The 17,138-nt window shown below is 64.3% G+C and carries 15 protein-coding genes; 12 read left to right on the top strand and 3 right to left on the bottom strand.

All coding sequences use genetic code 11. The features are described 5' to 3' along the window. The first annotated feature begins 3 nt into the window (after positions 1 to 3). From ACQR1W_RS32050 to ACQR1W_RS32040, 3 genes are all read left to right on the top strand, one after another. Entirely contained in the window at positions 4 to 1,662 is a 1,659-nt protein-coding gene (locus tag ACQR1W_RS32050) for an electron transfer flavoprotein-ubiquinone oxidoreductase (RefSeq protein ID WP_434854516.1), read from the top strand. A 233-nt stretch (positions 1,663 to 1,895) separates the two neighbouring features. Next, complete coding sequence (locus ACQR1W_RS32045; RefSeq protein ID WP_434854515.1) at positions 1,896 to 3,692, top strand: tetratricopeptide repeat protein; 1,797 nt, start codon at positions 1,896 to 1,898, stop codon at positions 3,690 to 3,692. Between the two features lie 38 nt (positions 3,693 to 3,730). Then, positions 3,731 to 4,642 carry a 4-(cytidine 5'-diphospho)-2-C-methyl-D-erythritol kinase gene (locus tag ACQR1W_RS32040; protein ID WP_434854514.1) on the top strand — a complete coding sequence of 304 codons (912 nt, stop codon included), beginning with the start codon at positions 3,731 to 3,733 and terminating at the stop codon, positions 4,640 to 4,642. Between the two features lie 97 nt (positions 4,643 to 4,739). On the opposite strand, the gene ACQR1W_RS32035 is transcribed toward ACQR1W_RS32040, so the two are convergent. Further along, a complete protein-coding gene (locus ACQR1W_RS32035; protein ID WP_434854513.1) occupies positions 4,740 to 5,372 on the bottom strand; it encodes a LysE family translocator in 633 nt (210 codons plus the stop codon). A 159-nt stretch (positions 5,373 to 5,531) separates the two neighbouring features. Further along, complete coding sequence (locus tag ACQR1W_RS32030) at positions 5,532 to 6,542, bottom strand: polyprenyl synthetase family protein (RefSeq protein WP_008972983.1); 1,011 nt, start codon at positions 6,540 to 6,542, stop codon at positions 5,532 to 5,534. 176 nt (positions 6,543 to 6,718) lie between these two features. Here ACQR1W_RS32030 and ACQR1W_RS32025 point away from each other — a divergent pair, with 176 nt between their 5' ends. The 7 genes from ACQR1W_RS32025 (at position 6,719) to ACQR1W_RS31995 (ending at position 13,044) form a co-directional block, all read left to right on the top strand. After that, positions 6,719 to 6,946, top strand: a complete 228-nt coding sequence (locus tag ACQR1W_RS32025) for a DUF2007 domain-containing protein (protein WP_008972982.1) — start codon at positions 6,719 to 6,721, stop codon at positions 6,944 to 6,946. Beyond that, positions 6,939 to 7,703: a tRNA1(Val) (adenine(37)-N6)-methyltransferase gene (locus tag ACQR1W_RS32020; protein WP_434854512.1), complete on the top strand. Its 765-nt coding sequence runs from the start codon at positions 6,939 to 6,941 to the stop codon at positions 7,701 to 7,703. The genes ACQR1W_RS32025 and ACQR1W_RS32020 overlap by 8 nt, the downstream gene beginning before the upstream one ends. A 226-nt stretch (positions 7,704 to 7,929) precedes the next feature. Continuing rightward, the gene (locus ACQR1W_RS32015) at positions 7,930 to 8,841 is read left to right on the top strand and encodes a S49 family peptidase (protein ID WP_434854511.1); all 912 of its coding nucleotides are present in this window, start codon (positions 7,930 to 7,932) and stop codon (positions 8,839 to 8,841) included. Positions 8,842 to 8,952: 111 nt separating this feature from the next. Further along, positions 8,953 to 9,144, top strand: a complete 192-nt coding sequence (locus ACQR1W_RS32010; RefSeq protein ID WP_008972979.1) for a hypothetical protein — start codon at positions 8,953 to 8,955, stop codon at positions 9,142 to 9,144. A 111-nt stretch (positions 9,145 to 9,255) separates the two neighbouring features. Continuing rightward, entirely contained in the window at positions 9,256 to 10,200 is a 945-nt protein-coding gene (locus tag ACQR1W_RS32005; RefSeq protein WP_434854510.1) for a glycine--tRNA ligase subunit alpha, read from the top strand. A gap of 53 nt (positions 10,201 to 10,253) precedes the next feature. Next, positions 10,254 to 12,446, top strand: coding sequence for a glycine--tRNA ligase subunit beta (gene glyS / locus ACQR1W_RS32000; protein WP_434854509.1), 2,193 nt, complete (start codon positions 10,254 to 10,256; stop codon positions 12,444 to 12,446). Position 12,447: 1 nt separating this feature from the next. Next, positions 12,448 to 13,044 (top strand): class I SAM-dependent methyltransferase, encoded by a 597-nt coding sequence (locus ACQR1W_RS31995; RefSeq protein WP_434854508.1) that lies wholly within the window; start codon positions 12,448 to 12,450, stop codon positions 13,042 to 13,044. Between the two features lie 127 nt (positions 13,045 to 13,171). Here ACQR1W_RS31995 and ACQR1W_RS31990 read toward each other — a convergent pair whose 3' ends face one another. Beyond that, positions 13,172 to 13,507, bottom strand: a complete 336-nt coding sequence (locus ACQR1W_RS31990) for a DUF1236 domain-containing protein (RefSeq protein ID WP_008972965.1) — start codon at positions 13,505 to 13,507, stop codon at positions 13,172 to 13,174. Between the two features lie 237 nt (positions 13,508 to 13,744). On the opposite strand from ACQR1W_RS31990, the gene ACQR1W_RS31985 reads away from it, so the two are divergent. Continuing rightward, positions 13,745 to 13,900 carry a DUF3096 domain-containing protein gene (locus ACQR1W_RS31985; protein WP_008972966.1) on the top strand — a complete coding sequence of 52 codons (156 nt, stop codon included), beginning with the start codon at positions 13,745 to 13,747 and terminating at the stop codon, positions 13,898 to 13,900. A gap of 95 nt (positions 13,901 to 13,995) precedes the next feature. Beyond that, positions 13,996 to 16,983 carry a pyruvate, phosphate dikinase gene (gene ppdK / locus ACQR1W_RS31980; protein WP_434854507.1) on the top strand — a complete coding sequence of 996 codons (2,988 nt, stop codon included), beginning with the start codon at positions 13,996 to 13,998 and terminating at the stop codon, positions 16,981 to 16,983. The last annotated feature ends 155 nt before the right edge of the window (positions 16,984 to 17,138 follow it).

Below are 17,138 nucleotides of genomic sequence, written 5' to 3'. Positions count from 1 at the left end.
ACCATGAGCACCGAAGAATTACCTCCGCGCGAATCCATGGAGTTCGACGTCGTCATCGTCGGCGCAGGCCCCTCGGGCTTGTCGGCGGCGATTCGGCTGAAGCAGCTCAATGCCGACCTCAACATCGTGGTCGTTGAGAAAGGCTCCGAGGTCGGCGCGCACATCTTGTCCGGTGCCGTGATCGACCCGGCCGCACTCGACAGGCTGATTCCGGACTGGCGCAGCGACGACGATTGTCCGCTGAAGACGCAAGTCAAAGTCGACAAGTTCTTCTGGATGACCGAGAGCAGCGCGATCCCGCTGCCGGCCTTCATGATGCCGCCGCTGATGGACAACCATCATTGCTACATCGGCTCGCTCGGCAATGTCTGCCGCTGGCTTTCGCGCAAGGCCGAAGCGCTCGGGGTCGAGATCTATCCGGGCTTTGCCGCCACCGAAGTGCTGTATGACGAGCAGGGCGCCGTGCGCGGCATCGCCACCGGCGACATGGGCATTGCCAAGGACGGTTCGCCGAAGCCGTCCTTCACCCGCGGCATGGAGCTGCTCGGTAAGTACACGCTGTTTGCGGAAGGCGCACGTGGCAGCCTGTCGAAGCAGCTGATCGCGAAATTCGCGCTCGACAGCAACAGCGAGCCGGCGAAGTTCGGCATCGGCCTGAAGGAAGTCTGGCAGATCGACCCGGCCAAGCACCAGAAAGGCCTGATCCAGCATTCGTTCGGCTGGCCGCTCGACAGCAAGACCGGCGGCGGCTCGTTCCTCTATCATTATGACGACAATCTGGTCGCCGTCGGCTTCGTCGTGCACCTGAACTACAGCGATCCGTATCTGTCGCCGTTCGAGGAGTTTCAGCGCTTCAAGACGCATCCCTCGATCCGCGCCGTGCTCGAAGGCGGCAAGCGGCTCGCTTATGGTGCGCGTGCGATCACCGAAGGCGGTTATCAGTCGGTGCCGCGGCTGTCCTTCGCCGGCGGTGTGCTGATCGGCTGCGCGGCCGGCTTCGTCAACGTGCCGCGCATCAAGGGCGTGCACAATGCGATGGGCAGCGCGATGCTGGCGGCCGAGCATGTCAGCGCCGCAATCGCGGCCGGGCGCTCCAATGACGAATTGGGTGAATACGAGAATGCCTGGCGCGGCTCTCCGGTCGGCCAGGACCTGTACAAGGTCCGCAACGTCAAGCCGCTATGGTCCAAGTTTGGTACCGTGCTGGGGGTCGCGCTCGGCGGCATCGACATGTGGTGCAACACCCTTGGCTTCTCGCTGTTCGGCACCCAGTCGCACGGCAAGCCCGATCGCGCCACGCTCGATCCGGCCAGGGCGCATAAGCCGATCCCGGCGGCTAAGCCCGACGGCAAGCTGACCTTCGATCGCCTGTCGTCGGTGTTCCTCTCCAACACCAATCATGAGGAAGACCAGCCGGTGCACCTGAAGGTTGCCGACATGGCCCTGCAGAAGAGCTCGGAGCATGACGTCTATGCGGGGCCGTCCGGCCGTTATTGCCCGGCCGGCGTCTATGAATGGGTGGAGGACGGCGCGAGCCCGCGCTTCGTCATCAACGCCCAGAACTGCGTCCATTGCAAAACCTGCGACGTCAAGGACCCCAACGGCAACATCACCTGGGTTCCTCCGGAGGGCGGCGGCGGGCCGAACTACGAGGCGATGTAGTGCACGATTGCGTGAGCCGTCGCCCGAAACCAGAGGCCCCGGCCACGATACGGCCATAGTGAACGCGTTTCAGGCAGCACCTTTTGGCCGTCCGACGGGGCCGTCCGACTGAAGCGACCGGCCATCCTTGCGATTGGCCGCCAAACGCGGCATTGTCGGCGCTTCGAAAGCGCCGCCGATTGGGGTCGAGTCTGCGACGACCTTTTCATTTCCACCAACCAGAGCGAACCGTGATGTTATCAACTCGTTGCAATCGCTGGACTGCCGTCGCCCTTGCCGCTCTGCTGCTTCCGGTTGCAGCCGCGGCGCAGACGCCGGACCGTCCGACCGATAACGCCGCGCAGTTCCCGACCAGCCACGACCTGAAGTCGCTCACCACCTCGGGCAGCTATCTGGCCGCGCGCCATGCCAGCGTAGAGCGCGATGCCGCTTCCGCCGCCGCGTTCTACCGCTCCGCGCTGCGCAGCGATCCGAAGAACAACGAACTGCTCGACCGCGCCTTCATCTCGTCGGTGGCCGATGGTGACATCGACGAGGCGGTCAAGCTCGCCGAGCGCATCCTGACGGTCGACAAGTCCAACAAGATCGCTCGTCTCGTGGTCGGCGTGCAGGACATCAAGCAGAAGAAATATGCGGCCGCGCAGAGCAACATCAATCAGTCGGTGCGCGGTCCGATTACCGATCTTGTCGCGACGCTGCTGTCGGCCTGGGCTGCGGCGGGTGCGGGCGATGCCAAGACCGCGGTGGCCACGATCGACAAGCTCGCCGGTCCCGAATGGTATCCGATCTTCAAGGATCTGCATGCCGGCATGATCTACGAGTTCGCCGGCAAGGAGAAGGAAGCCGGCGCGCGGTTCGAGCGCGCCTACAAGCTCGACGATTCGATGCTGCGGATCACCGAAGCCTACGCGCATTGGCTGTCGCGCAACAAGGACGCGGCGTCTGCGACCGCGATCTATGAGGCCTTCGACAAGAAGCTCGCGCGGCACCCGCTGGTGCAGGAGGGCCTGCGCGAGACCAAGGAAGGCAAGAAGCTGCCGTCACTGATCGATTCGCCGCAGGCCGGTGCGGCCGAGGCGCTGTATGGCATCGGCGCGACCCTGACCCGCCGCGGCGGCGAGGACCTCGCGCTGGTTTATCTGCAGCTCGCGCTGCATCTGCAGCCGAACCATCCGCTGGCGCTGTTGTCGCTCGCCGATCTCTACGAGACCGTGAAGAAGCCGCAGATGGCGATCAAGGTCTATGAGCGGGTGCCGGCGTCGTCGCCGTTGAAGCGCAATGCGCAGATCCAGCTCGCGACCGATCTCGATTCGGCCGATCGCGGTGACGACGCGATCAAGATCCTCAAGGAGGTGATCGCGCAGGATTCGAAGGATCTGGAAGCGATCATGGCGCTCGGCAATATCGAGCGCGGACGCAAGAAATTCGCCGACTGCGCCGAGACCTATTCGCTCGGGATCGACTCGCTGCCGCCCAACAACGACAAGGCCAACAGCATCTATTATTACTATCGCGGCATCTGCGAGGAGCGGTCCAAGCAGTGGCCCAAGGCTGAAGCCGACATGCGCAAGGCGCTCGAGCTGCAGCCGGATCAGCCGCATGTCCTCAACTATCTCGGCTATTCCTGGATCGACCAGGGTACCAATCTCGACGAGGGCATGAAGATGATCAAGCGCGCCGTCGAGCAGCGGCCCGACGACGGCTACATCGTCGACTCGCTCGGCTGGGCCTATTATCGCCTCGGCAATTACGAGGAGTCGGTGAAGAACCTCGAACGCGCCATCGACCTGAAGCCGGAAGATCCGACCATCAACGACCATCTCGGCGATGCCTATTGGCGTGTCGGCCGTAAGCTGGAAGCCAAGTTCCAGTGGGCGCACGCGCGTGATCTCAAGCCGGAGCCGGACGATCTGCCGAAGATCGAGGCCAAGATCCAGAACGGCTTGACCGATGATCCGGCGCCGGCTGCGGCCTCTGCCGACAAGGATGCCTCGGCCGACAAGAAGAAAGAGGACGACAAGGGCGGCTAGTCGGCGATCTTTCCTGATTTTCCTGGGGGCTTCCGCCGATGTCGGCGACCAGCGCAGCGTGCGCGACAAACGCGCTCAGCGATCAGGCCCGCGCCAAGGTCAATCTGACCTTGCGCGTGGTCGGCCGTCGGGCCGACGGCTATCATGACCTCGAAAGCATCGTGGCCTTTGCCGATTGTGCCGATCAGCTGCGCCTGGAGCCTGGCCCGGAATTGACGCTCGCCACCACCGGGCCGCTCGCGGGAGCCTGCGGTGAGACCACCGACAATCTGGTGTTGAAAGCGGCGCGGCTCCTCTCGGAGGCCGTGCCGGGGCTCAAGTTCGGCGCGTTCACGCTGAACAAGGTGCTGCCGGTGGCCGCCGGCATCGGCGGCGGTTCGGCGGATGCTGCTGCCGCCTTGCGGCTGCTCGCACGCCTGAACGGCCTTGCGCTCGAGGATCCACGCCTCGTCGCCGTGGCCCTGAAGACCGGCGCGGACGTGCCGGTGTGCCTGGCCTCGCAAGCCTGCGACATGACCGGGGTCGGCGAGAAGCTGTTGCCGCTGGACCTCCCCGCGCTGCCTTGCGTGATGGTCAATCCGCGCATGCCGGTGGCGACCAAGGATGTGTTCCAGGCACTGGGCTTGAGGCCGGGCGACCTGCGGGTCGGTGTCACCGATGTCATTCGGGCGCCGGCTTGGCCCGTGGCGGGGGCGTCGACGGCCGATTGGGTCCGCGCGCTTGAGCAGGTGCCGAACGATCTTGAGAAGCCCGCACTCAAAGTGCAGCCTGTCATTGCCGACGTGCTATCGACGCTCGGCACCTGCCCAGGCGCGCTGCTGGCGCGCATGTCAGGCTCTGGCGCGACCTGCTTTGCCATCTTCGGCAGCACGACAGAGGCGCAGGCCGCCGGCCGACGGATCGGCACCGATCACCCCGAATGGTGGGTGTATGCGGGGACGCTGAGTTAGAGCATGATCCGGAAAAGTGCGAAGCGGTTTTCCGAAAAGATCATGCTCAAACAATAACCTAAAGCGCTATGACGATTCGTTCTAATCTCATCGCGCTTTAGGACGCCGCGGGACGGCGCGCCAGCGCAAGTGAAACGCCCAGCCCCATCATGAACAATCCCGAGCCCTGATGGAGGCGACGGAGCAGACCCGGTCTTTGCGTCAGATTTCTGCGGACAGTGGACGCCATGATCACGACGGTCGCGTCGGCCAACGTGTTGAGCGCCACCGAGATCGATCCCAGCAACACGAACTGCTCGCCTGGATGCATCGAGGTTGGGTCGATGAATTGTGGGATGAAAGCGAGGAAGAACGCCGCCGTCTTCGGATTCAATGCCTCGACAAGGATGCCTTGGCGGAACGCGCGTCGGGCATCGGGCGCAGTTTCAGGCATCTTTTTGGGAGATGACGTCGAGCGGAAGCTCTGCCATCCGATCCAGATCAGGTAGAGCGCGCCTGCGAGCTTGACCGCCGTGAACAGCTGCGCACTGGCGAGCAGAAGCGCCGAAATACCGACGCTGCCAGCGACGACATGGACCAAGCCCCCGAACGCAGTGCCGAACGTCGAGGCCATGCCTGCGGCGCGTCCGCCTGCGAGTGTTCTGGCCGCGACGTACAGGATTCCGGGGCCGGGCACGGCGGCGATGAGAAGGGCAGCTGCCAGGAACAGACTGAAGCTGCTGCAAGTCATCGTGCTTCCCTCGTCCGATTACAGCCTAGTTTTCAGTAAGCTGTCATCGTCCGCGAAAGCAGACGATCCAGTATTGCAGAGACGGCGATGTCACATCGTGAGTGCGCGGCGTACTGGATGCCCCGCCTGCGCGGGGCATGACGGCTTGTTTATGTCGAGCTAATGCGAGCGGGCGAGGCAGAATGCCACGACCTGCTCCAGCGCGGTCTTCATCGGCGAGGCCGGAAACAGCGCCAGCGCATCGACCGCCATGGCGCCGTAGTGCTGGGCACGGCTGATCGTGTCCTCGAGCGCGCGGTGCTTGTTCATCAGCCCGATCGCATGGTCGAGATCGTGGTCGCTGATCTCGCCGCGCTCCAGGGCCTTGATCCAGAACGCGCGCTCAGAGTCGCTGCCGCGGCGGAAGGCCAGCACGACCGGCAGGGTGATCTTGCCCTCACGGAAATCGTCGCCGATGTTCTTGCCGAGCTTGGCCGACTTGCCGCCATAGTCGAGCACGTCGTCGACGAGCTGGAAGGCGATACCGAGATTCATGCCGACCGAGCGGCAGGCGGTCTGCTCGGCCTTGGGCCGGTTGGCGAGCACGGGCCCGACCTCGCAAGCGGCCGCGAACAATTCTGCGGTCTTGCCGCGGATGACAGCAAGATATTCGTCCTCCGTGGTCGCCGTGTTCTTGGCGGCGGCAAGCTGCATCACCTCGCCTTCGGCGATGGTGGCGGCAGCCGCAGAGAGAATGTCGAGCGCGCGCAGCGAGCCGACCTCGACCATCATGCGGAACGCCTGTCCCAGCAGGAAATCGCCGACCAGCACGCTCGCCTCATTGCCCCACAGCATCCGGGCGGACAATTTGCCGCGGCGCATCTCGCTCTCGTCGACCACGTCGTCGTGCAGCAGCGTCGCCGTGTGCATGAACTCGACCGCTGCAGCCAGCTTGATATGGCCGTCGCCGCTGTAGCCGGCGAGGTTGGCCATGGCGAGCGTCAGCATTGGCCGCAGCCTCTTACCGCCGGAGGAGATCAGATGGTTGGCGACCTCCGGGATCATCGTCACGTCCGACCCGGTGCGGGACAGAATCGTGGCGTTGACCCGTTCCATGTCGGCGGCAACCAGCGCGACCAGCCCGTCGATCGAAGCGTTCGATGGGCTTTCGAAAGGTACAATCACCGCCACGCTGGTCTCCGCTCCTGCTAAACTGGTATTCCGGCTCCGGTATTCGTATCATATGGCAGCGAGCGCTCATACGAACGTCAGGGCCGAAGGGATACGGCCGCACCATAGAAACTGCGGCGCAACGCGGCAAGGCTTGACACGGAACCTTGATCGCGCCGGACACGGAGGCCTTACGCTTGCGGGAATTGGTTCGAACCAACGACATTGTATTGGTCTCGGCAATCGAGGCGCTGCTCCAGGGCGCCAATATCGATCATCTGGTGCTCGACCAGAACATGAGCGTCATCGAGGGCTCGCTCGGCATCCTGCCGCGGCGTATCCTGGTGCACGAGGACGACAATCTGCAGGCGCGGCGGCTGCTCACCGAGGCCGGTCTCGCGCATGAGCTGCGCCCCGATGAATGAGGCGGCCGCTTTTTCAGACGATGCTATTCTCGGCGGCCGGTTGCGGCTGCGCCAGCCGATCTCAGGCCACCGCTGCGGCCATGATGCGATCCTGCTCGCGGCGGCGGTTGCTGCGCGTCCCGGTGACCGCGTGATCGATCTCGGCGCGGGCGTGGGCGCCGCGGGCCTGGCGGTAGCCGTGCGCGTCGACGGGCTCAGGCTGACGCTGGTCGAGCTCGATCCGGATCTCGCTGAGATCGCGCGCCATAATGCCGCAGCGAATGCGCTGTCCGCCGATGTCGTCGTGCTCGATGTGACAAGCGAGGCGAGTGCCTTCGCGGCTGCCGGGCTTGCGCCTGACAGCGCCGACGTCGTCCTGATGAATCCGCCGTTCAATGACGCCGGCCGGCATCGGCCGTCGCCTGCTGCTGCGCGTGCCACGGCGCATATGGCCGGACCCAGCACGTTGGAGGCCTGGGTGCACGCGGCGCGGCGGATCCTGAAATCAGGCGGTGCGCTCACCTTGATCTGGCGGGCAGACGGGCTGGGCGAGGTCTTATCGGCGCTGTCGCGCGGCTTCGGCAGCCTGGCATTGCTGCCGGTTCATGGCGAGGCGGGAAAGCCTGCGATCCGGATCCTGGTCCGGGCCGTCAAAGGGGGACGTGCCCCGCTCGTGCTTCTGGAGGGGATTGCACTGAACGCACCAAGCGGGCCGGCAAGTGAGGTGGTCGAGGCTGTGATGGCGGGGCGGGGGACTTTGCCGCTTGCCCGTCCGTGAACGCTGGATCGGGATCAGCGTTATTGCGGCAGCGTTTCCGAGCGGCGCTCGGGAGTCGCGGTGAAGCGGATGGCGGTCAGGAGGCTACCGAGCAGCAGCATCAGCAAATAAATCTTCATGTGTTCCTCCGCCGCCCCTGCATCTGCTAACCACACAATTCCAACGTTTGTTCCGGCCGATTGGATGGCAGCGGCGGGATAAAAAATGGTTAATTCGAGGTAAGTCGATGGTGGACAGTTTGACCCAAGCCGACAGCACGCCGAGCCTGTTCGAGCGATGGAAGGCGATGCTGCCGGCAAGGCTGAGGGGGGCGCCGGTCGTCCCTGTCGTCCGCCTGTCCGGCGTGATTGGCGCGGTGACCCCGCTGCGCCCGGGATTGACGCTGGCCGGCGTCGCCAAGATGCTGGAGCGTGCGTTCTCGATGCGCAACGCCAAGGCGGTGGCGCTCGTGATCAATTCGCCCGGCGGCTCCCCGGTGCAATCGCGCCAGATCTATCTGCGCATCCGCCAGCTGGCCGCCGAGAAGAAGCTGCCGGTGCTCGTATTCGTTGAGGACGTTGCTGCGTCCGGCGGCTACATGATCGCCTGCGCCGGCGACGAGATCTTCTGCGATCCGTCCTCCATCCTGGGCTCGATCGGGGTGGTCGGCGGTTCGTTCGGGCTGCAGGAGCTGATCAAGAAGATCGGCATCGAGCGCCGGCTCTATACCGCGGGCGAGCACAAGGCGATGCTCGATCCCTTCCTCCCCGAAAACCCTGACGATGTGGCGCGGCTGAAGAAGATCCAGCGCGAGATCCACGCGCTGTTCATCTCGCTGGTCAAGGAGAGCCGGGGCGTCCGCCTCAAGGGGGCCGACGATGTGCTGTTCACCGGTGAATATTGGGCCGGCGACAGCGCGATCGGACTCGGGCTTGCGGATGCGGTCGGCGATCTGCGCTCGACCTTGCGCACCCGGTTCGGCGAGGAGGTGGTGACACCGGTGGTGATGCCTGCGAGCGGCATGCTGGGCGGCCTGCTCGGTCGCCGCGCGCCCGGGGCCGGTAGCCTGGGCGGGTCCTTCGGCGGCTGGGCTGGGCTTGCCGAGGAATTGATCTCGGCGGTGGAGACCAGGGCGATCTGGGCCAGATTCGGGCTGTAAATAGCGTTGATCCGCGCCATTTCGTCCCAGCAATCCCAATTGCCTGGGGAACCCGGATCAGCGAATATTGCGCCGGGGGTGGCTGTCCTCACGAGGATGAAGGAACGACCGATGCCGCCGTTTGTCGCCGTTGCGGGTGTGCTGGGCGGGCTTGCCATGGTCCGCTGGGCCTATAAGACCGCACAAAGGATCAATCACGAGCTGGAAGAGGCGCGGCTGTCGCGCATGGCGGAAGCCGCGCACGCCGGCGAGATCAAGACGCTTCGTCGCGATCCCGTCACCGGCGCCTATCGCCCGCTCTGACGCGCCGTTGAAAGGCGGCGACGTTTGCCGTCGCCGCCTTGATTCCTGGTCCACCCGCCGATACGGTCCGCGCGCTTTTTCCCCGCTTTGCGCAAAAGACCGAAATTGACGATGGATTCGCTGCCTCTGCATATGCGCCCGGAACGCTCGTTCCAGGGCTTCATCCTGGCCCTGCAACGGTTCTGGGCCGAGCAGGGCTGCGTGATCCTGCAGCCCTACGACATGGAGATGGGTGCCGGCACCTTCCATCCCGCCACCACCCTGCGGGCGCTGGGGCCGAAGCCGTGGAATGCGGCCTATGTGCAGCCGTCGCGACGGCCGAAGGACGGCCGCTACGGCGAAAATCCCAACCGGATGCAGCATTATTACCAGTTTCAGGTGATCATGAAGCCGTCGCCTCCGAACCTTCAGGAGCTCTACCTGAAGTCGCTCGGCGCAATCGGCATCGATGCCGCCGTGCACGACATCCGCTTCGTCGAGGACGATTGGGAAAGCCCGACCTTGGGCGCCTGGGGTCTCGGGTGGGAATGCTGGTGCGACGGCATGGAAGTGTCGCAGTTCACCTATTTCCAGCAGGTCGCGGGCTTCGAATGCGCGCCAGTGGCGGGCGAGCTCACCTACGGGCTCGAGCGCCTGGCGATGTATGTGCAGGGTGTCGACCGCGTCTACGATCTCAACTTCAACGGCCGCGACGGCGACGCCAAGGTCACCTATGGCGACGTGTTCCTGCAGGCCGAACAGGAATATTCGCGGCACAATTTCGAATATGCCGATACCACGATGCTGTTCGAGCAGTTTCGGATGGCCGAGGACGCCTGCCGCAAATATCTCGCCGCCGGTTGGCGTGAAGGCAATCGGAAAGAGCATCTGATGGCGTTGCCGGCCTACGACCAGTGCATCAAGGCGAGCCACGTCTTCAACCTGCTCGATGCCCGCGGCGTCATCTCAGTCACCGAGCGGCAGAGCTACATCCTGCGCGTCCGCGAGCTCGCCAAAGCCTGCGGCGAGGCCTGGCTGCATACTGAGGCAGGCGGGGTGTCTTCACCCTCCCCTTGAGGGGGAGGGTCGCTCGCAACCCAGCCGCGCCGTCCTCGCAAAGAGCATCACTAATGCCCGACCTCCTTCTCGAATTGTTCTCCGAAGAAATCCCCGCGCGCATGCAGGCGAAGGCGGCGGATGATCTGCGCCGCATGGTCACCGACAAACTTGTCGCCGAAGGCCTCGTCTATGAAGGCGCGAAGGCCTTCGCGACGCCGCGGCGGCTGGCGCTGACTGTCCACGGCATCCCCGCGCGTCAGGCCGACCTGAAGGACGAGCGCAAGGGCCCGCGCGTTGGCGGGCCTGATGCGGCGATCCAGGGCTTTCTGAAAGCCACCGGCCTTGCCTCGATCGAGGAAGCCACCATCCAGCGCGATCCGAAGAAGGGCGATTTCTATGTCGCGCTGATCGAAAAGCCGGGCCGCGCCACGCTGGATGTGCTGGCCGAGATGCTGCCGGTGATCATCAGAACCTTCCCCTGGCCGAAATCGATGCGCTGGGGCCGGCGCTCGGAAAGACCGGGCGCGCTGAACTGGGTGCGGCCACTGCACACGATCACGGCCACCTTCGGCCTCGAGACCGAGGAGCCTGACGTCGTCAGCTTCTCGGTCGACGGCATCGAAGCTGGCCAGACCACGTTCGGCCACCGCTTCATGGCGCCGTCAGCGATCTCGGTGCGCCGCTTCGAGGACTATGAGGCGAAGCTGCTCGATGCCAAGGTCGTGCTCGACGCTGATCGGCGCAAGGACACCATCGTCACCGACGCCAAGCAGCTCGCCTTTGCGCAAGGTTATGAACTGGTGGAAGACCCCGCGCTGCTGGACGAGGTCGCAGGCCTGGTCGAATGGCCCGTCGTGCTGATGGGCTCATTCGATCCGGACTTCCTCAAGACGCCGGCTGAAGTGATCCGCGCCACCATTCGCAACAACCAGAAGTGCTTCGTGGTGCGCGATCCCAGGACCGGAGGGCTGGCGCCGAAATTCATACTCACTGCGAATATCGAAGCGAGCGACGGTGGCAAGACCATCATCGCCGGCAATGAGCGCGTGATCCGCGCGCGCCTGAGCGATGCCAAATTTTTCTACGAGACCGACCTGAAGACCAGGCTCGAGGATCGCCTGCCGAAATTCGAGCAGATCGTGTTCCACGAGAAGCTCGGCACCCAGGCCGAACGCATCAAACGCATCGAGCGACTTGCTGCCGAGATCGCGCCGCTCGTGGGCGCTGATGTCGAAAAGGTGAAGCGCGCCGCCAAGCTTGCGAAAGCGGACTTGCTCACCGAGGTGGTCGGCGAGTTTCCGGAAGTGCAGGGCCTGATGGGCAAGTACTACGCACTGGCCCAGGGCGAGGACGCCTCCGTCGCCGCGGCCTGCGAAGAACACTACAAGCCGCAGGGGCCGAACGACCGCGTGCCGACCGACCCGGTATCAGTCGCTGTGGCACTCGCAGACAAGCTCGACACGCTGGTCGGCTTCTGGGCGATCGACGAGAAGCCGACGGGCTCGAAGGACCCGTATGCGCTCAGGCGTGCGGCGTTGGGCGTGATTAGGATCCTGCTGGAGCAGAATACGCGGGTATCCCTGACTTCGATCTTCCAGGCTGCACTTGCCCTGCAGATTATGCGAGGCACTGACTCTCAGTTCGAGAATATCTTGGCTGCGGTTCGCAATCCGGGAGCTAATTCTTCGTTCCTGCAGAAGCACCCGTCTGCGTCCGGCGAAAAGCTGGCGGCGTTGATTGGAGATCTGCTCTCCTTCTTCGCAGACCGTCTCAAGGTCCAACTCCGCGAGCAGGGCGCGCGGCACGATCTGGTCGATGCGGTGTTCGCGCTCGGCGGGCAGGACGATCTCTTGATGGTGGTCCGCCGCGTCGAGGCGCTCGGCAAATTCCTCGATAGTGATGACGGCAAGAATTTGCTCGCCGGCACCAAGCGTGCCTCCAACATCCTCGCGATCGAAGAGAAAAAGGACAAGCGCGCGTTCGATGGCGCGCCGGATGCCTCGCTCTACAGGCTCGACGAGGAGAAGGCGCTGGCGAAAGCGATCGGCGAGGTGAAGGCGGAAGCGGGCACCGCTGTTGCCAAGGAAGATTTCGCCGCCGCGATGAGCGCGATGGCGAAGCTGCGGCCCGCGGTCGACGCCTTCTTCGACAAGGTCAAGGTCAACGACGACGACCCGAAGATTCGCGAGAACCGCCTGAAGCTGCTGAACGAGATTCGCAGCGCCACGCGTGCCGTTGCGGACTTCTCCAAGATCGAGGGCTAAGATGGCCGACGAGCAGACGCTCGCCGCGTACGATCAGGCTGCTGCGGCGTTTGCGACCGATTGGCACACCCAGCCAGCTCCCGAGGATCTGCACGACATTATCACGCGTTTCTTCACCAGCGGAGGCCGCACCGCCGACATCGGCTGCGGCAGTGGACGCGAGGTCGCCTGGCTCGAGGCCAATGGCTATCCGGCGCAGGGTTTCGACGCGTCCGAGGGCCTCTTGATGGAAGCTCGCGCGCGCTATCCGCACCTTGCATTCAGTCGCAGTGAACTGCCGGCACTCTCGGGTATCGCGGACGGCTCCTTCGACAATGTGTTGTGTGAGACCGTGATCATGCATCTCGATCGCACCCTTGTGCCGGCTTCGGTGCGGCGCATGCTGGCGATCGCAAGGCCCGGTGGTGTCCTCTATCTGAGCTGGCGCGTCACCACAGGCGATGACGTCCGCGATCCGCAGGGACGGCTCTACGCTTCCGTCGATACCGCATCCGTGCTGGCCGAGCTGTCGCCGGCCCAGCTGCTGCTCGATGAAGAGTTGATCAGCATCTCCTCGGGCAAGACCGTCCACCGGTTGGTCGCGAAAAAAGCCGGCTGACCCGCGCAGGCTATCCGAGAGAAGCAGTGTTCCAAAAATAAAGAGCCCCGCCCGGCGGGGGGGACCGGGCAGGGCCTTCACATCCGGCCGCGTGCGGGGGCGTCGGCGACCGAATGCAGCTCTATAACTACTCGACGACCTGAATGATCCGCCGGGTTCGCGGTTCGACCAGCACCGTTTCGCCATTCACGACGGTGTAACGATACTGCGTGGGACCGAAACGCTGCGGAACGTCGTAGTAAGTAACACCAGTCTCCGGCAGAACGCCGCCAACAACCACGCGATCCGGAATCACATAGTTGGGAACGCGTTCGCGCACCACATATTCGCGGAATGCCGGGCGTTGTTCCACCGCGATCAGCGGCGCATCGTCGTCGACGACCACGCCATACGACTGCGCTTGCGCAGCCATCGGCGTCGCGACCGCAGCCAACAATGCCGCGACGATGAGATGGTTTCGCATTGGATCGAACTCCTTCAAAGTGAGGCCGGCTCGCGCCGGCACATGCCTCCCCAATGCAGCCAGCGGCGCATCGTTCCGGGGAACAGCGCGGTTTGATCGGCAGGTTTTTTGAGCAATTTGGGCGGGCGCGGGAACCAATGTTCCCGCCTGCGTCTTCTATTCCGCCACGATGAGCAAGGATAAAGTCTGAGCCGCTCGATTCGTCCCGCCATCACATCCCAAAAATCCGAGTCTCACATGACCCTCACCGTCGCCCATGTGTCGCCGATCATGTCGCTTATTGCCGGAGTGTTGATCCTGATCATGCCTCGTCTTCTCAACTTCATCGTCGCGATCTTCCTGATCCTCAACGGCCTGATCGGGCTCGGCCTGTTGAAGTGGATTCATCTCTAAACACCGGATTCTGGAACCCTTTCGCTTGCGCCGCAGCCCCCAAAGTGGTGTAAGGCGCGCGATTGCTCCTCCTTACTTGCGGATCGAAGCACCTCATGGCTAAAGCGGTAGCGAAGTCGAAGAAAGTCGCAGCGAAATCAAAGCCTTCCAAGCAGGCCAAGGCAAAAGCTGCGCCGCTGGCGCCCGCGCGCAAGGCTCTGAAGGCAGGCCCGGCGAAATCCGTCGCCAAGCCGATTGGCAAGTCGGTCGCGAAGCCGCCGGCGAAGCCCGTTTCCAAGACCACACAGAAGAGTGCAGCCAAGACGGCGCCAAAGGCTGCTCCGAAGTCCGCCGTCAAGACGGCAGCCAAGTCTGTTGCCAACGCCGCGAAGTCCGTTGCCAAGAGCGCCGCCAGCGCGATCAAGCCCAACAAGTGGGTCTATACGTTCGGCGACGGCAAGGCCGAGGGCAAAGCTGGCTTGCGCGATCTGTTGGGCGGCAAGGGCGCCAACCTCGCCGAGATGGCCAATCTCGGCCTTCCGGTACCGCCCGGCTTCACCATTCCGACCTCGGTCTGCACCTACTTCTACGCCAACGACAAGACCTATCCGAAGGAGCTGACCTCGCAGGTCGAGAAGGCGCTCGACTACATCGGCAAGCTGACCGGCAAGAAGTTCGGCGATCCCGAGAATCCTCTGCTGGTCTCGGTGCGCTCCGGCGCCCGCGCCTCGATGCCGGGCATGATGGACACCGTGCTCAATCTCGGCCTCAACGATCAGACGGTCGAGGCATTGGCTGCGCTTTCCGGCGACCGCCGCTTTGCCTATGACAGCTATCGCCGCTTCATCACCATGTATTCCGATGTGGTGCTCGGCTTCGAGCATCACCATTTCGAGGACATCCTCGATACCTACAAAGACGGCCAGGGCTATTCGCTCGACACCGATCTCACGGCCGAAGACTGGGAGCACCTGGTCGGCAAGTACAAGGAAGCGGTCGCGCACGAGACCGGCAAGGACTTCCCGCAGGACCCGCACGACCAGCTGTGGGGCGCGATCGGTGCGGTGTTCTCATCCTGGATGAATGCGCGCGCAGTGACCTATCGCAAGCTGCATGACATCCCGGAATCCTGGGGCACCGCGGTCAACGTGCAGGCCATGGTGTTCGGCAACATGGGCGACACCTCGGCCACCGGCGTCGCCTTTACGCGCAACCCGTCGACCGGCGAAGCCTTGCTGTATGGCGAGTTCCTGATCAATGCGCAGGGCGAGGACGTGGTCGCCGGCATCCGCACCCCGCAGGAGATCTCCGAGCAGGCGCGGCGCGAGGCCGGCTCCGACAAGCCGTCGATGGAAATGGCGATGCCCGACGCTTTCGCCGAGCTGACGCGGATCTACAAGCTGCTCGAGAAGCACTACCGCGACATGCAGGACATGGAGTTCACGGTCGAGCGCGGCAAGCTGTGGATGCTGCAGACCCGCAGCGGCAAGCGCACCGCGAAGGCTGCGCTGCGCATCGCGGTCGAGCTCGCCAATGAGGGCCTGATCTCGCAGAACGATGCGGTGCTGCGCGTCGAGCCGGCCTCGCTCGATCAGCTGCTGCATCCGACCATCGACCCCTCGGCCAAGCGCGACGTGATCGCCACCGGCTTGCCGGCTTCGCCCGGAGCTGCGTCCGGCGAGATCGTGTTCTCGTCGGAGGAGGCTGCGAAGCTGCAGGCCGACGGCCACAAGGTGATCCTGGTCCGCATCGAGACCTCGCCTGAAGACATCCATGGCATGCACGCCGCCGAAGGCATCTTGACCACCCGCGGCGGCATGACCTCGCACGCCGCGGTGGTCGCGCGCGGCATGGGCAAGCCCTGCGTCTCCGGCTGCGGCAATATCCGCGTCGATTACGGCCGCGGCACCATGAGCGTCGGCCCGCGCACCTTCAAGACCGGCGACGTCATCACCATCGACGGCTCGCTCGGTCAGGTTCTTGCCGGGCGCATGCCGATGATCGAGCCGGAGCTGTCGGGCGAGTTCGGCACCTTGATGGGCTGGGCCGATGACGTCCGCAAGACCGGCGTGCGCGTCAACGCCGACACGCCCGAGGATGCGCGCACCGCGATCAAGTTCGGTGCCGAAGGCATCGGACTGTGCCGCACCGAGCACATGTTCTTCGAGGAGACCCGCATCCGCACCGTGCGCGAGATGATCCTCGCTGAGGAGGAGCAGGAGCGCCGCGCGGCGCTCGCGAAGCTCTTGCCGATGCAGCGCGCCGACTTCGTCGAGCTGTTCGAGATCATGAGGGGGCTGCCGGTCACGATCCGGCTGCTCGATCCGCCACTGCACGAATTCCTGCCGCACACCCAGGCCGAGGTCGAGGAAGTCGCGCGCGCGATGAACACCGATCCGCGCCGGCTCGCCGACCGCGCCCGCGAGCTCTCCGAGTTCAACCCGATGCTCGGCTTCCGCGGTTGTCGCCTGGCGATCGCATATCCTGAGATCGCCGAGATGCAGGCGCGCGCCATCTTCGAGGCGGCGGTGGAGGCCGAGAAGCGCACCGGCGAGGCCGTCGGCCTCGAGGTGATGGTGCCGCTGATCGCGACCAAGGCCGAGTTCGATCTGGTCAAGGCGCGCATCGATGCGAGCGCCAAGGAGGTCATGCGCGAGACCGGCGCCGAGCTCGAATACCAGGTCGGCACCATGATCGAGCTGCCGCGTGCGGCGCTGCTGGCCGGCGAGATCGCCAAGGCCGCCGAGTTCTTCTCGTTCGGCACCAACGACCTCACCCAGACCACCTTCGGCATCAGCCGCGACGATGCCGCGAGCTTCCTCGGCACCTACATCAGCAAGGGCATTCTCGAGATCGATCCGTTCATCTCGCTCGATCGCACCGGCGTCGGTGAGCTGGTCAAGATCGGCGTCGAGCGCGGCCGCGCCACGCGCGCTGCCTTGAAGGTCGGCATCTGCGGCGAGCATGGCGGTGATCCAGCGTCCGTCGCGTTCTGCCACCAGATCGGCATGAACTACGTGTCGTGCTCGCCCTACCGCGTGCCGATCGCGCGCCTTGCCGCGGCGCAGGCCGCGCTGGGCAAGGAGATCGCGAGCCAGGCATAAGTCCTCCACTGAAAGTCATTCCGAACAGGCCGGCATAACTTGCCGGCCTTTTCTTTTCAGAGCTAGCAAAGACGTGGATGGCCGGGACGAGCCCGGCCACGACGACGTGGAAAGAGTGCTGGCCCGAACCTCAGATGCATATGCGATAGCCTTCC

This window comes from Bradyrhizobium sp. HKCCYLS1011, from assembly GCF_051167795.1.
In the GTDB taxonomy this organism is placed as follows: Bacteria; Pseudomonadota; Alphaproteobacteria; order Rhizobiales; family Xanthobacteraceae; genus Bradyrhizobium.
The sequence above is the reverse complement of the archived record's forward strand: the minus strand, read 5'-3'. Positions and strand labels throughout refer to the sequence as shown.